The organism is Pseudoalteromonas sp. SG43-7, from assembly GCF_014164295.1.
Lineage (GTDB): Bacteria > Pseudomonadota > Gammaproteobacteria > Enterobacterales > Alteromonadaceae > Pseudoalteromonas > Pseudoalteromonas rhizosphaerae.
The window spans coordinates 51,982-65,537 of sequence record NZ_JACJEY010000027.1 but is presented as its reverse complement, the minus strand read 5'-3'; the positions used below and the strand labels follow the sequence as shown (position 1 = coordinate 65,537).

Annotated in this window: 15 protein-coding genes; 7 read left to right on the top strand and 8 right to left on the bottom strand. The window is 40.1% G+C overall.

Annotated features, from left to right (window positions below):
- Nucleotides 1-478: 478 nt before the first annotated feature.
- On the bottom strand, nt 479-1,372 hold the full coding sequence (locus H5200_RS13590; protein ID WP_182761666.1) for a LysR family transcriptional regulator: 894 nt from the start codon (nt 1,370-1,372) through the stop codon (nt 479-481).
- 148 nt (nt 1,373-1,520) lie between these two features.
- On the opposite strand from H5200_RS13590, the gene H5200_RS13585 reads away from it, so the two are divergent.
- A complete protein-coding gene (locus H5200_RS13585) occupies nt 1,521-2,276 on the top strand; it encodes an SDR family NAD(P)-dependent oxidoreductase (RefSeq protein WP_182719707.1) in 756 nt (251 codons plus the stop codon).
- Between the two features lie 263 nt (nt 2,277-2,539).
- Here H5200_RS13585 and H5200_RS13580 read toward each other — a convergent pair whose 3' ends face one another.
- From H5200_RS13580 to H5200_RS13560, 5 genes are all read right to left on the bottom strand, one after another.
- Nucleotides 2,540-3,106 carry a DUF2799 domain-containing protein gene (locus H5200_RS13580; RefSeq protein WP_182761665.1) on the bottom strand — a complete coding sequence of 189 codons (567 nt, stop codon included), beginning with the start codon at nt 3,104-3,106 and terminating at the stop codon, nt 2,540-2,542.
- A 146-nt stretch (nt 3,107-3,252) separates the two neighbouring features.
- Nucleotides 3,253-3,633 (bottom strand): hypothetical protein, encoded by a 381-nt coding sequence (locus tag H5200_RS13575; RefSeq protein WP_182761664.1) that lies wholly within the window; start codon nt 3,631-3,633, stop codon nt 3,253-3,255.
- The gene (locus H5200_RS13570; protein ID WP_179959150.1) at nt 3,630-3,998 is read right to left on the bottom strand and encodes a hypothetical protein; all 369 of its coding nucleotides are present in this window, start codon (nt 3,996-3,998) and stop codon (nt 3,630-3,632) included. Before H5200_RS13570 ends, H5200_RS13575 begins: the two co-directional genes overlap by 4 nt.
- 132 nt (nt 3,999-4,130) lie before the next feature.
- A complete protein-coding gene (locus H5200_RS13565) occupies nt 4,131-5,051 on the bottom strand; it encodes a dienelactone hydrolase family protein (protein ID WP_182761663.1) in 921 nt (306 codons plus the stop codon).
- An 84-nt stretch (nt 5,052-5,135) separates the two neighbouring features.
- The gene (locus H5200_RS13560) at nt 5,136-5,354 is read right to left on the bottom strand and encodes a hypothetical protein (protein ID WP_145237669.1); all 219 of its coding nucleotides are present in this window, start codon (nt 5,352-5,354) and stop codon (nt 5,136-5,138) included.
- Nucleotides 5,355-5,565: 211 nt separating this feature from the next.
- On the opposite strand from H5200_RS13560, the gene H5200_RS13555 reads away from it, so the two are divergent.
- The 4 genes from H5200_RS13555 to H5200_RS13540 all read left to right on the top strand — a co-directional run bounded on the left by H5200_RS13555 (nt 5,566) and on the right by H5200_RS13540 (nt 8,719).
- Nucleotides 5,566-6,429 (top strand): PA4780 family RIO1-like protein kinase, encoded by an 864-nt coding sequence (locus tag H5200_RS13555; protein ID WP_145237666.1) that lies wholly within the window; start codon nt 5,566-5,568, stop codon nt 6,427-6,429.
- Nucleotides 6,430-6,547: 118 nt separating this feature from the next.
- Nucleotides 6,548-6,880 carry a PBPRA1643 family SWIM/SEC-C metal-binding motif protein gene (locus H5200_RS13550; protein ID WP_145237663.1) on the top strand — a complete coding sequence of 111 codons (333 nt, stop codon included), beginning with the start codon at nt 6,548-6,550 and terminating at the stop codon, nt 6,878-6,880.
- 161 nt (nt 6,881-7,041) lie between these two features.
- Nucleotides 7,042-7,935 carry a GGDEF domain-containing protein gene (locus tag H5200_RS24065; RefSeq protein ID WP_259398212.1) on the top strand — a complete coding sequence of 298 codons (894 nt, stop codon included), beginning with the start codon at nt 7,042-7,044 and terminating at the stop codon, nt 7,933-7,935.
- A gap of 199 nt (nt 7,936-8,134) precedes the next feature.
- A complete protein-coding gene (locus H5200_RS13540; protein ID WP_145237660.1) occupies nt 8,135-8,719 on the top strand; it encodes a YqaA family protein in 585 nt (194 codons plus the stop codon).
- A gap of 29 nt (nt 8,720-8,748) precedes the next feature.
- On the opposite strand, the gene H5200_RS13535 is transcribed toward H5200_RS13540, so the two are convergent.
- Nucleotides 8,749-10,725 carry a phytase gene (locus tag H5200_RS13535; RefSeq protein ID WP_182761662.1) on the bottom strand — a complete coding sequence of 659 codons (1,977 nt, stop codon included), beginning with the start codon at nt 10,723-10,725 and terminating at the stop codon, nt 8,749-8,751.
- Nucleotides 10,726-10,965: 240 nt separating this feature from the next.
- Nucleotides 10,966-12,132, bottom strand: a complete 1,167-nt coding sequence (locus H5200_RS13530) for a hypothetical protein (RefSeq protein WP_182761661.1) — start codon at nt 12,130-12,132, stop codon at nt 10,966-10,968.
- Between the two features lie 131 nt (nt 12,133-12,263).
- On the opposite strand from H5200_RS13530, the gene H5200_RS13525 reads away from it, so the two are divergent.
- Nucleotides 12,264-12,728 carry a MarR family winged helix-turn-helix transcriptional regulator gene (locus tag H5200_RS13525; RefSeq protein WP_149980919.1) on the top strand — a complete coding sequence of 155 codons (465 nt, stop codon included), beginning with the start codon at nt 12,264-12,266 and terminating at the stop codon, nt 12,726-12,728.
- An 87-nt stretch (nt 12,729-12,815) separates the two neighbouring features.
- Complete coding sequence (locus H5200_RS13520) at nt 12,816-13,553, top strand: RIO1 family regulatory kinase/ATPase (RefSeq protein WP_182761660.1); 738 nt, start codon at nt 12,816-12,818, stop codon at nt 13,551-13,553.
- The last annotated feature ends 3 nt before the right edge of the window (nt 13,554-13,556 follow it).

Sequence of the window (13,556 nt, the reverse complement as noted above, 5' to 3'; positions counted from 1 at the left end):
GAAAAGCGTCTAAGGAAAAGTGACATGTACTAAACGGATTATGTGAAAAAACAAATCAGAAATTAAAATCGGAAGAGGGAAACTATGATACATCAAGTGCAAGGGCCTTAGACAGATAGGTGATGCCAAAGGGGTCAAGCAAGACAAAGCAAGTCAGAGGGGTCAAGCCAGAGGGGTCAAGCCAGAGGGGTCCAAGCCAGAGGGGTCAAATCTTGACTTCACACATCAAGAATCATCAATGTCCGCTTCTACCACTTTGCCGATATTACGGCTGTGAGCGATAACCCTCAAGATTTCAAAAATGCTGTTTATATTTCATAGTGCCCTTAACTGGGAAGCAGAGAATTATATTGAGAGTGAGTCTACGTAAAAAATTTAGTTCTTAAAATATTTTCAAGTGAACCTTTTTGGAATAAGTACAAGGCGGTTTTCACAATAGATGTGTTCAATAACGTGACCCAAAGCGCTGTGACTTTTATTACCTTGCTAGGGTGATTGATTGCAGCCAATTCATAAATACAGTTAGGCGTTTAGTTGGTTGTCTACGTGATGAATAGAGTAAAGACACCGGCATTGGCTCGGCTTCAAATTGAGGTAGGACAGAAATTAGTCGGCCTTTCTTGATGAGGTTTTCTGCACCAATCGCGGGGAGTTGGGCAATGCCAAGCCCTGCTAAGCAAGCATCTAAATAAGCATCTGTGCCATTAACCGCTAGGCTACTTGGCATGGATTGTTGTTTTACCTTGTCGCCTTCCATGTATTCAAATTGGGCATCGAGATTACCGAGCGTATGAGAATATTCGATCAGTTTATGATTGGCTAATTCTGCAAGACTCTGTGGAATACCATATTTTTCAACATAGCTTGGCGACACACAGTTTACGCTTCGGTACCGCGTTAATGGGCGAGCGATAAGGCTGCTATCGTCAAGATTACCCACTCGAATGACGCAATCAATGCTTTCTTTAATTATATCAACTCGATAATCTGCGCTGCTGATCTTTAGGCGTATGTTGGGGTATTTTTCGAGGAAGTCGGATAAATGCGGAATGACAACCGTAGTGGCAAAACGACTAGGCATGTCGACTCTGAGTACCCCGCGAACATCATCAGAGTTACGTTGGAACTGGCTTGCCAAAGCGTCTAACTCGGCGAGCAGTACTTGGCACTGTGGTAAGTAAGTCTCGCCGTCTTGAGTTAAGGTGACGCTGCGCGTGCTGCGATGAAAAAGCCGCGTGCCTAATTCACTTTCAAGCCCTTGAATAGCACTTGATACGCTTGACTTTGGCAGGCCAAGTGCGTCTGCTGCCTTGGTAAAGCTGCCAAATTGAGCAACCAATACAAAGCGCTGCATGGCTTCAAATTTGTCCACATCTTCTACCTTTGTTTGTTTTATCCGAACAATGTTATCACTTTTGTCATGTATATCGAACACAATAAATTATCTACTCTGTTCTACGTGGTCAGAGCCGCTATGGTTTAAGGTTTTAAAATTGTTACAGAATAGATTGGAGAGAGTGATGAATAAATTAGCAATTATTACTGGTGCTAGCCGTGGGTTAGGAAGAAACAGTGCTTTAGCGTTAGCTGACAAAGGCATAGACGTTATTTTTACTTATCACAATAATGTTCAAGCGGCACAAGATGTGATTGAAGAGATTCAACAAAAAGGCCAAAAAGCCTTTGCCCTTCAATTGGATACGCGCGATTTTGATGCCATTCCTGAATTTGTTAGTCAGGTTAAGGGGTTGTTGACCAATGAATTTGCACGAAGCGATTTCGATTATTTGTTAAATAACGCTGGCGTAGGTTTACGGGCAAGTGTTGAAGAAACCACTTATGAAGAGCTAGAAAATATGCTGGCAATCCATGTAAAGGGACCTTTCTTTTTAACGCAAGCATTATTACCGCATATTAAAGACGGCGGTCATATTCTCAATATTTCTTCAGGTTTGGCACGTTTTAGTATGCCAGGTTCAAGTGCCTACGCGATGGCCAAAGGTGCAGTCGAAGTCATGACACGCTATATGGCAAAAGAGTTCGCAAACCGACAAATTCGCGTAAATACCTTGGCACCCGGTGCTATTGCGACAGACTTTGGCGGTGGTAATGTGCGTGACAACCAACAAGTGAACCAAATGGTGGCATCTGTTACCGCTTTGGGTCGGGTTGGGGAGGCTGACGATATTGGTAAAGCCGTTGCCATGTTGCTGAGTGAAGACAGCGGCTGGATTACGGGACAGCGTATAGAAGCGTCTGGCGGTATGTTTCTTTAATTTTCAGCTAATCTTGGTGCTCTGCCGCATTATTTTTTATAAGGATTCAAAGCCCTCTGCGTGAGGGCTTTCATCGCTACTATAAAGCTCTTAATATATTGTCAGAATTAGTTAAACTCGAGCAGTGTTTACTGGCTCAGACTTGCTTTGACAGTTCAAGTTAAGACTTATTCACATAAATTACAGTGGCTTTTTTTATCTGAATTTTGCTTTCGCTTTTTGCATTAACCCAGCCCTATTATTACAGGCTGGGCAGAAGGTAATTAAGGAAAGGTAATTTCAACTGTTGAGGCTTTATTCAATAGTGGTAATAAGGATTTTTCGCGTCTTAAGTCCTTTAACTCACGTTCTAATTGGCGTTGCTGTGTATTTAGCTCTTTACGCTGCGTTTGCGTGATGTTATTGCTGTTTAATTGCTGATTAAGTTCAGAGAGTTGTTGTTTTAGCTCGGTTATACGGTTATCAATTTCTATACGACGTTGTTGAATTTGATAACGGTCGTTACCTTCTTCCCACGCTTTTCGAAATGCACGGCTGTTACATACACCGTTATACGAGACTCCACGCATAGCAAGAGTAAAGCCGTTTTCAGGTTGACAATACACCGCTAAACCACGTTCGTAGCTACTTTTAAATTGTGCTATATTTGGGGTAATATTGTAATCGTTACACGCCGCGATCTTTGTTATGCCATCGGCATAATCACCACCGTTTACGCCGTGCTCATAACCTAAACTTTGCCAATTAGCGACTTTGCACTCATCTTGACTTAACGTTGTGCAGCCATTAAGTAGTGCTATACAACTTAATATAAATAAACGATTTGGCATAACTATCCTGTTATTTCGCTCTGTATCAATACGGTATAATACGTTTTATCGTTATTAAAAATCTACAATTTAAGCTGATTTGTAGACTATTTTAAGTAAAAAATTATGTGTTTTATTTAGTTTAATTGCCACAAAGCGCATTTCAACTAGTGGCGTTTTTTACTGCGAGGAGCGCCTAGTACAATCGCTATTTGGCAGACACATATCGACAAAAACCCACTTATACCCAAAGCTCCGCCAAAGCTACTAAGGTAAGGCACTAAATTATCAAACAAAATCGAAAAAATAACACTGGCAGAAAACAGCGTGTAAATACCAAAGCGTTTTGGTGCGCTCATGCCTATAAATGTGCCACCAAAAAAAATGCTGCTATATAGCTCTGCGTTGAACTCGGTGGTAAGTAAAATAAGGTAAGCGATAATAGCTAAAATTGCTGATGCTCTAATCGCATCTAGACGGTTATGCTTAGCTAAATAAAAGGTCAAAAACGCGCCAAGTAAAGCAAGTGTTACCGATGATAAACTCATGCCGCGAGCCCTTTAGCTAATACAAACAAAGCAACACTAATAAAGGCAATACTTCCTAATTTACCACCAAAGCCAGTAAACACTTTAGTCGTCAGTACGTATAAAATAGCCCCAATCAATGAAATAATTGCTAATTCCCAATAGGTATTAATCAACCCCTGAGAGCACATTCCAGCAAAACTACCAGCATAAACAGCTGCGTAAGGATGATTTGCATACTGTTTTGGAAAAGGAATAAAGCTGCCAATAAGTCCGGTTAGGCAAGATGCAATAACCGCAGGCACTGCAAATTGCGTATGAAGGGTAAAACAAGCAACACATCCACTAAAAAAAGCGATGTATTTTAGGAGAAAAAATTTAGTCATAGAGTCGGTGATTTTTCTTAACTGAAGTACTTAATTCTGAATGAAGTTAGTGCTAGCTTATTATGCTTGGCACTAACCATTATGCAATTAATCAAGGTGCAATTAAACTAGATGCAATTAAACAAGATATAATTAAACAAGGTGTTGCTCAAAAAATGCTAAAGTTCGTTGCCATGCAAGTTCTGCATTCGGTTTATCGTAACGGCCCGTTGAGTCATTATGAAAACCGTGATTGGCATCTTTATACATATACATTTTGTAATCTACATTGAGACTTTTTAAATCGCGCTCATAGTCAGGCCATGTTGCATTTACGCGCTCATAGTCAGGCCATGTTGCATTTACGCGCTCATCAAGCTCGGCTAATTGGATCATTAACGGGGCTTTAATATTTTTGCGCAGAGCTTCGCTGGCGGGCGTGCCGTAAAATGGTACTCCAGCGCTTAATAATGATGAATCAACCGCAGCGAGGTAATTGACAATATAACCGCCAAAACAAAATCCAACGGCACCAAGTTTACCATTACTGAGTGGGTGTGATTTTAAATAGTGGGCTGCGGCAACAAAATCATTTTGAATTTTCTCTTTATCCATTGAGCTTTGCATGGCTCGCCCTTCGTCATCATTACCCGGATAACCACCTAGCGGAAATAGCGCATCGGGTGCAAAAGCGACAAAACCCGCTTTGGCTAAACGACGGGCCACATCTTTTACATAAGGGTTTAAGCCTCGGTTTTCATGCACCACTAAGACTACCGGGCGCTTGCCCTTTAATTGCGTTGGCACTACTAAATAACCTTGTCCTTTGCTATGACCATTGGGAGAATCAAAACTTTGATAAGTTGCTTTAATTGATTCATCATTAAACGAAACTTGTTCGGCTAAGGCATAATTTGGTAATAACGCTGACGTGAGCACTGTCATTGAATAACCAAGGGCGACTAAGCCACCAAGTTTTTTCATAAACGTGCGTCTATCCATTTTGCCATGAGCGTATTCATCGTACCAATCAAAGGCTTCTTGAGGAATGTGATCTGAATGTGGGTTATTCATTGCAGTGCCTATATGTTATTGATTTAAGATTTAATAACATAGCTGAGAGAACTCAAAATGTATATTGCTGTATGCTTAATATACTTAGCTAACTTCTTCACCGGCATGTTTTGCGGCTAATTCATCAAGTTCTGCGCAAGTGTAATCAAACCCCGCGCCATCGAATTGATAATTTACTTTAACGTCAAAACCACCATTAAGAAGTTTTGTTTTTACCCGGGCGACAGGCCAATGCTTTAATTCGTTTAAAAAACGATTAGCGATTTGACCAGATTGGAAGCGATAGCGTATTTCTGAATTCATATAAAGTAAGTATAATTTGGGCTGTTAACTTCGCAGTTTGTGGATTTAGCCGATTTAGTCAAGTTTTTTGTTCTTTAACATGCTTGATAAGGTCAATTGTGCGCTTATTAGCATTGGTTTTCGTCTGCTTTTGCTTTAACGTAAGGGTCTGTCAGATAAAATAGTTTGCGAGAAGATTACAAGGTATGCCTAAGTACGGTATAAGAGTGTCATGAAAACGCCAAAACAGATTTTACCGTTAATAGAAGACGGTATCGTTGATGAAGTCATCAGCCAATTAATGAGTGGAAAAGAAGCCTCGGTTTATGTGGTTCGCTGTGGCGAGCATATTCGCTGTGCGAAAGTGTACAAAGATGTACAACACCGAAGTTTTAAACAAGCAGTAAAATACCAAGAAGGACGTAAAGTAAGGAATAGCCGCCGCGGTCGTGCGATGGAAAAAGGCTCTAAGTTTGGTCGTAAAGAACAAGAAAACGTGTGGCAAAATGCGGAAGTCGATGCGCTTTTCACGCTTTCTCGGGTTGGCGTAAAAGTACCACAACCTCATGGTTGTTACGATGGTGTACTGATCATGGATTTAGTCACCGATAATGATGGTGATGTTGCGCCGCGTTTAAATGATGTGAGTTTAACTGCTGAGCAGGCAATTGAAGATCACGCTACTATGGTTCATTACATTCGCTTAATGCTATGTGCGGGTATTGTGCATGGTGATTTGTCTGAATTTAATGTGTTAGTAGATAGCTACGGTCCGGTGGTGATTGATTTACCGCAGGCAGTAAATGCGGCGGCGAATAACAATGCGCAAGAAATGTTTTTACGTGATGTACGCAATATGCGCTTGTATTACGGGCAGTACGCACCAGAAATACTCGATACGCGTTTTGGTGAAGAAATGTGGGCTTTGTATCAAGCGGGTGAATTAACAGCAGAAACTGTTCTTTACGGTGAGGTTGCAGATAACCATGCTGAGGCTGATGTTGATTCAGTGCTTGATGAAATCAAAGCTGCATTTGAGCAAATGCAAGAAAACCAAGAGCGAATAAAAGCAGCACAAGCACCTGAAGACGACTAAAGTTTATTAGCTTCATTATCGATTTTAAAGATGCGCGCTAACAGCATTAAATTCTGTTAGACTGCGCAGCCTTTAGCTACTCGCGGTGAGTTGCTTTAAATGACAGTTAGGAACGCAGGTGTCAAAATTTTTCTATCGTGGTAAGCCCGATATTATGGGTAAAAATAATCAAGGTACTTATCAGCCTAAACCGAAAGTAAAACCTGGTAGCGAAGAAAATCCGCTCGTTTTACAGGTGCAAAGCGCTGCACGTGAGCTTGAAATAAACGCTATTTTGATAGCTAATGATTTATTTGCAGATATTCGTGTTGATAGTACGCTTGCTGAAGATATTACTCCTTTAGATATTGTACTTAATAAACCTGTTACTCAAGTTTTTGAAAAAACACCACAACGTAATGATCCATGTTCGTGTGGCAGTAATAAAAAATACAAAAAATGCTGTGGTTAAAATACCTTGTTTAGGTGTGTAAACTCAGGTTGGTGCTGGTGTTAGGAACTTAAAAAATCAGCTCCAGTGATATAAAACGGCAGTTGTATTTAAAAGCTATATATTCATTAGCTTGTGATAGCGTTATTTAATATAGCGCTCACTTAATCAGCGAAACGTGTATGAAATACAGTGATAATAAACTTCAACAACAAACGGCAAAAAACACCTTACAACCCGTGTTTTCAGCTGTATTTGTAGTTACTCTGTTTTTAATAGTTACCTCGTATATTTATTTCTATCCTGAATTAGATAACAGTATTTTTTTTAATGGTGTACTTACCGACGCAATTAACCTATTAATTGTGGTGGCTATTTTTATCATTGTCCAAAGGGCCAACTTATCAGTTTTTGCTTATGTTAATTTAAGCATCGGTTTATTATTGTGGTCAGCGGGTTTAACCTTTGATCTACTTGATGAAGTGCTGATCCAGCCTTTGTTTATTGGTATTTATGTTGAGGATGTTTTACGTACTGCAGGCATGTTGTTTACTTGTTATGGTTTAAAGTTAACTATAGGCGATTTAACAAGTGTGCAGCAGCAGTTATCAAAAGAGCTGATCACTGATTACTTAACCCAAATAGCGAACCGCCAATTTTTTTATCAATATATGCAAAAAAATCAATCAGCCCCGTATACAATTTTGCTTATTGATATCGATTTTTTTAAAGTGATTAATGATCAGTTTGGTCACGATAGGGGGGATCAAGTACTGATCGAATTATCATCTTTATATGCCAAAGCTTTACCTAATAATAGTGTCTTTGCACGTTTAGGTGGTGAAGAGTTTGCAATATACCTGCCCGGCGATGACCGACCAAAAGCCTGCGATTTAAGTGAGCAATTACTATCACTTGCACATACCATTGAACTTGCTGCTAATCGAACGGTAAGTGTAAGTATTGGTGTGTCATTTAAGGCCCCAGAAGAAGCGTTTAATGAGGTAGTTAAACGTGCTGATCAAGCCTTGTACAAAGCGAAAAATAGTGGCCGTAGCCAATATTACATTGCTTAATCCCTAAGCGATTGATTACAGTAAAATTTACAATTTTAATTGGGGGTTTTTACACTATCAGTTAAATTTATTTGCCTGTTCCTGTTAATATTTATTAAAAAATGCTTATAAAACAATGCACTTATTTATTATGCAAGGCTGGTATTGAGCTTGCAATATGCTTATAAATATAACTTATAAGCACTACCAAGGTGATACTATGGCTGTTATGCAGCGCTTAAAGCAAAAAACACGACAATTTATTGATTCAAAGCATATGTTAACCAGCATAACGGCGGCTTCATTTTTAGAGTCAACAATAGTTCCTATTCCTCTTGAAGCAGTATTGGTGCCGTTGATGCAAGCGCGGCGTGAAAAGCTTTGGCTGATAGCCTTAATGGCGACTTTAGGCTGTATTATTGGGGCTTTGTTTGGTTACGCGCTTGGCTATTACTTGTTTGATGCGGTTGGCGATTGGGTGATCAATACCTTTTCAAATCCAGAGCAGTTTGAACACGTAGAACAACAAATGCAGCAGCAAGGTTTTTGGTTTGTAATAATGTTGGGGATAGTGCCAATCCCTTTTCAAATAGCTATGCTCGCAGCGGGTGCGACCAAATATTCATTAATAATGTTTTTAATTGCGACGACTATTGCCCGTTCAATTCGGTATTTTGGTCTGGCGCTGGTGGTGTATTATGCTGGCAATCAAGCGGAGCGAATTATTACAAAACATAAAACCAAAGCAATGCTTGGTTTGACTGTGTTGGTGTTAGTTATTTGGTGGTTAACAACGGTAATATAGCCGCCAAGTGACGGCTATATTTGTTTAGTTTACTTAACATCGCCATGGATAAGTGAATGTACTTGGCGCCAATCCACCAGTTTAAAATTTTGTGGTTGCTGTGGCATACGATTGTAGCCATCTTGCACTATTAATACGCCAAGAGGGTAGCCAGGCAGCGGTTTGGCTGTAACGGTTAAGCCATCGGTTTCTGACACGCCATCAATACCGTTATTTAAGTTTGCAAGAATATTAAACTTACTGACAAACTCAAGGGTAGGGTGTTTTTCACCTTTATTTATGCGATACACGACATAACTATTGTCACCTTGGCTAGATACCACTAATAAGCGCTCGTCTTTACCATGATAAATCTCCATACCTTCTACATCATCAACTAGCATTTCATTCACGGATTGCAATAAAATAGGCGCTTGCTGTGAATCAGGCTCTGCTTGGATAAACCAAATACCAGCGTCTTCCTCACCGGCAAAAAGTTCCCCATTTTTATCGTCACTACTACAGCCTTCTGGTTGGCTAGGTAGATTAAATTCGCGCACCAGTTTGCCCGAGACTTGTTGCTGTTGGCTGGTTATTTTATATTGCTGATATAACCCTGATTTATCATTCACAAATACATAGTCACCTGATTTCGATGAATACATGCATAAGCCATAAATCTCACTCAAATTGGTAGCCACGCTACCTAAGTGGTGTACGCTGTTTTGTATGTCGACAGTGAACAAACTAATGCTATTTTCACTACGGTTACTGGCTGCAATTAGAGTGTGAGTTGGGTTGTTGATATTACTACTTTGACGAACGTCAACATTGTTAACTCTACCTACGTCAAGGCTTTGAATTTGCTCTCCAGCTAAGTTATAGATCATCAGTCCGCGACGTTTATCGGTGCCAATGATCAAGCTTTTAGCGGCGTCGGTTGGATGCACCCAGATGGCTGGATCGTCTGCGGCATCACCAAATGCTGCAACTGGTGTCGTTTGCACGTTTGCATACACATGTGCTGTTTTTGCAGTGGTGGTGTTGGTTTTTGTCGTACTGGTGATTGGGTCTAAAATTAACTGGCTGCTGCGGTACGCGCCACTTTCATCGTCATACATAATGGCTTGAGCAGTAGTGGCGTTATTATCAATTACCACAGAACCAATACTGAGATCTCCAGAGACACGCCACTTTTGTTGTATACCTTGCTCTGGATTATATCGGTATAGGGTGTTATTGCTGCTGCTAGTAAACCAGAGGCTGCCATCAGTGCTGGTGGTTAATGCGCCAATACCGCTGGCCAGTTCACCAAAGGGAGCAACCATGGTAAGGGGTTGTTTACTCGCTGAAGATTCTGCATTGGCGTTCATTTGCCAAATGCCAAGTTCTTCTTCACTGATAAATAATTGCTGGCTTACATCATTAACCGCACAACCCGCAGCTTCATTTACACCGGCAAATTCTCGGACCGCCATGTTAGTGGTTTGCTCTGTGGCAAAGTTATAAATTAAGGTTTCGCGCATTAAGCCGCGAACATCAGCAACAAAAGCAGAAATACTCCCCGTATTGTGATTGTTAAATAGGCAGACCGCTTCAGGTTTTGCTTGCGGTGCAACAATCGGTGTGTGCTCCGTTAGTTGCCAGTTGCCGTTACTTTGAGTTAGGGTGAAAACGGCAACCAGATCACGTTCGTTATCAATACTGGTTACTAAAAAGCGATTATCGCCAATAGTACGCACTGACAGAGTTTCAAAGTTACCCGCTTTAAGTACTTCGCTATGTTGTTTATTTTGCTCTACAACAATTAAGCCTTGGCTTTCACTGGCTAGTAACCATACATCATCAAAAAGCCAAGCAGCTTGCGATCCTTGAATATTATTTTGTTGCCAAAATGGTGTGCTGTTAAGCTTTAGTGTAGTTTGGTTTGGTTGAGTGGAATTAACATCTTGGCTGCTGCAAGCGCCTAATGTTGCTGTGAGTGTTAATATGCTCAGTGCATAAGCAAGTGGTTTAAGTGTTGGCACAAGTAAAGTCCTAAGTTAGCTATGTATGCGATGCAAGCTAAATAACTTTTATGACAAAACCGTGACAAAAGAAAGACTTCTGCAGTGAGAGTAAAGCTATTTAGGTTTCCTTTTATTCAATGCTTTTTATTTTATCTATATGTTTTTATTTGTTTTTATTTTTAATTTTTAGTTTTTAAATGGCGCATTAGGGCATCGCTTTCATGCTGAGCTGATGTGACCCTAAGCATGATATAGCGGTTATTTTTCTGTGATGGCGGTGTGTATTTCTGTTTTCATTTGCGCTAATGCTTGTAGCACGGAACGTTGCCAAATAGCTTTAAATGCTTTACTAAATAAATATAAGAATAGCAAAGGCATAATAAATAATTTGATGATTAGTAACGACACTAAGTTTAAAAATTCAATAAATAAGCCCTCTAAAGAATTAGCCATATCGGTAATGCCAGTGGTAACGGTATCAACGACTTTGCTGATTAAATTGCCAGAATTACCTGCTAGTTGGTCGTTATAATCATGCAGCTGTTGTTGCAGCTGAGCTTTCTGTTGATATAACGCGGCGAACTGATTGTTGATAGATGCTTGTTGTTGCTTTAACTCGCGCTGTTTTTGCAGTAATGGTTTAGCCTCGGGAAGCTCTGTTAAGGTGAGTTTTTCGGCTAAACTGCGGGTCGTTTGAATGGCATCAATTTGCTTATTTAATTGCTCAAGCTGCTGTTGGTTATCTGTAATAATTGCTTTTAATTGCTGTTGCTGAACGGCAATAAGTTCGAGTTCATCGAGGGTTGTTTGCTTGTCACTATTAATTTTTGCGCTCAGTTGTGCTGATAATGTGGAGGTCGCATTAGCCTGTACGCTAAGTGTGTCAACGGTCTTTTCAACATATTGATTTTGATAATTAATTTCTTCATCTAGAAAGGCTTGGCTGGCAAGCCCAGTTGCAAGTACTACAAATGGAATTAAAAACCGCACTAAAATCAGGCTGGCTAGTAACTTTCCTTTAAGCTGTTTTAAATACCCAAAATAATCACAGACTAAATAACTAATGACGCCGGCGGTAAACAAGGCGCTAAAAAATACCCCTGATGAAATAGTAAATAAAATCCGCTGGATAAACAGTGAGCCTAATGATATGCGCATCGCATCGGCAATGTATTCGGCTAAATCGTTCACCGGATCAAGCAATTGCGCAGGCGCTATGCTTGCTATACCAATACCGACTTCAGCCGACTGTAATAAAGAAATAATGCCGTTAACACTGCGTGCAGAAGCATAAACTAATGATGACTGCACTAAGGTTTGGTCAAGAAAATCCATGATGTAGCTGTTAAATTGCTCTGACCAGCAAAGTAGTAGCAGTATAAGTATGGCAATATACTTGATAACATCTCGTTGTTTACTTTGCATGTATTCCTCAATAACATTAGTTAGCTTGTTCGACGCTACACTAATTAGGTGTCACTACGCAATTATGTTTGATTGAATTATTATAGCTATTAACGGTCAATGAGTGACCTTCACGCAGTTTTTGAGAATTTATGAAAGAATCCGCTTCACTTGTACAATGTTGTATTGATGATCTTGATCCCGTTCAAGATCTGGGTCGGTTAGTTGCTTATTTACGGTCAAATTTAGTAACTCATCTAGATGCTGGCCTTACGCCAATGGATTTAACTTCGGCGCAATATATTGTTGTGGTGCTATTAGCTCGAGGCAAAGTGCATACTTTGGCAGAGCTATGTGAGCATATGGTTTATGATCGTGGCGCGATGAGCCGTTTGTTGTCTCGTTTAGAAGAAAAAGGCTTAGTTGCAAAACAACAATCCGCAGAAGATCGCCGCTCTACGCTATTATGCCTTACTGAAAAAGGCCAACAGCTTTACCCTGAAATACTCCCTATTGTGAATAATATTTACCGCACAGCACTAATCGACTTTTCTGATGATGAAAAAAAACTGTTGGCAAAGCTGTTATTTAGAGCAATTCATAATTTGAAATCGTAAATCTAGCTAAGGGTTATATTGCTGTGAGTGCAGAGATTTGATAATATAGTTGCCTAGGCATTTATATTTAACAAATCGCAGGGTGTTATGATCGAAGCTACTTTATTAATGCAGTTACAGCAGCAATTTCCAGAACATCAGTTTGCAGCCGAAAATTTAAATGTTGTTCATACTGGACGTTTTGCAAATGCTATTGTCTATCGTTATACCGATCAGCAACTCGATTTAGTAATTAAAGATTTTCAACATAGCCCTTGGTGGGTGAGAAAAACCTTTGCGCCTTTGTCGGTGAATCAAGAGTATAAAGGGTTGGCTCGTTTAGCAGGCATAACTGGAGTGAGTGGGCGATTTTTACGATTATCGCCGATTGCTGTTGCCTATGACTATATTACAGGCACACCACTTAAACAGTTAGTACAACAAAAACAAGTGCTACCCGTTAGTTTTTTTAAAGATTTTGAACGACTGGTTGCATTAATGCATCGCCGAGGGGTTGTACATTTAGATTTGCGCAATTTGGGTAATGTGCTTTGTAGTGATGATGGTAAACCGTATATCATCGATTTTCAGTCGACGATACGATACGCTCGATTTCCTCGTTGGTTACAGCAATTTATGCGTGGTGCAGATATGTCGGGTGTTTATAAAGCATGGGCAAAGCTTGCTGATCAACCTCTGCCAGATGCCAAAGCTGATTATTTAAGTAATTTTAATCATGTTAGAAAGCGTTGGATTTTTAGAGGTTACCCGATCCAACGTGCATATATGTGGGGATGTGGAATAGCTACGCAAATTGCCGCTGCCATCATGGAGCGTTTTTTATAAAGC

Excerpts from the sequence above, each read along its gene's own strand:
- H5200_RS24065 (WP_259398212.1), top strand. The coding sequence starts at position 7,042 with ATGAAATACAGTGATAATAAACTTCAACAACAAACGGCAAAAAACACC.
- H5200_RS13580 (WP_182761665.1), bottom strand. The coding sequence starts at position 3,106 with ATGCCAAATCGTTTATTTATATTAAGTTGTATAGCACTACTTAATGGC.
- H5200_RS13565 (WP_182761663.1), bottom strand. The coding sequence starts at position 5,051 with ATGAATAACCCACATTCAGATCACATTCCTCAAGAAGCCTTTGATTGG.
- H5200_RS13560 (WP_145237669.1), bottom strand. The coding sequence starts at position 5,354 with ATGAATTCAGAAATACGCTATCGCTTCCAATCTGGTCAAATCGCTAAT.
- H5200_RS13540 (WP_145237660.1), top strand. The coding sequence starts at position 8,135 with ATGGCTGTTATGCAGCGCTTAAAGCAAAAAACACGACAATTTATTGAT.
- H5200_RS13530 (WP_182761661.1), bottom strand. The coding sequence starts at position 12,132 with ATGCAAAGTAAACAACGAGATGTTATCAAGTATATTGCCATACTTATA.
- H5200_RS13575 (WP_182761664.1), bottom strand. The coding sequence starts at position 3,633 with ATGAGTTTATCATCGGTAACACTTGCTTTACTTGGCGCGTTTTTGACC.
- H5200_RS13525 (WP_149980919.1), top strand. The coding sequence starts at position 12,264 with ATGAAAGAATCCGCTTCACTTGTACAATGTTGTATTGATGATCTTGAT.
- H5200_RS13570 (WP_179959150.1), bottom strand. The coding sequence starts at position 3,998 with ATGACTAAATTTTTTCTCCTAAAATACATCGCTTTTTTTAGTGGATGT.
- H5200_RS13520 (WP_182761660.1), top strand. The coding sequence starts at position 12,816 with ATGATCGAAGCTACTTTATTAATGCAGTTACAGCAGCAATTTCCAGAA.
- H5200_RS13585 (WP_182719707.1), top strand. The coding sequence starts at position 1,521 with ATGAATAAATTAGCAATTATTACTGGTGCTAGCCGTGGGTTAGGAAGA.
- H5200_RS13555 (WP_145237666.1), top strand. The coding sequence starts at position 5,566 with ATGAAAACGCCAAAACAGATTTTACCGTTAATAGAAGACGGTATCGTT.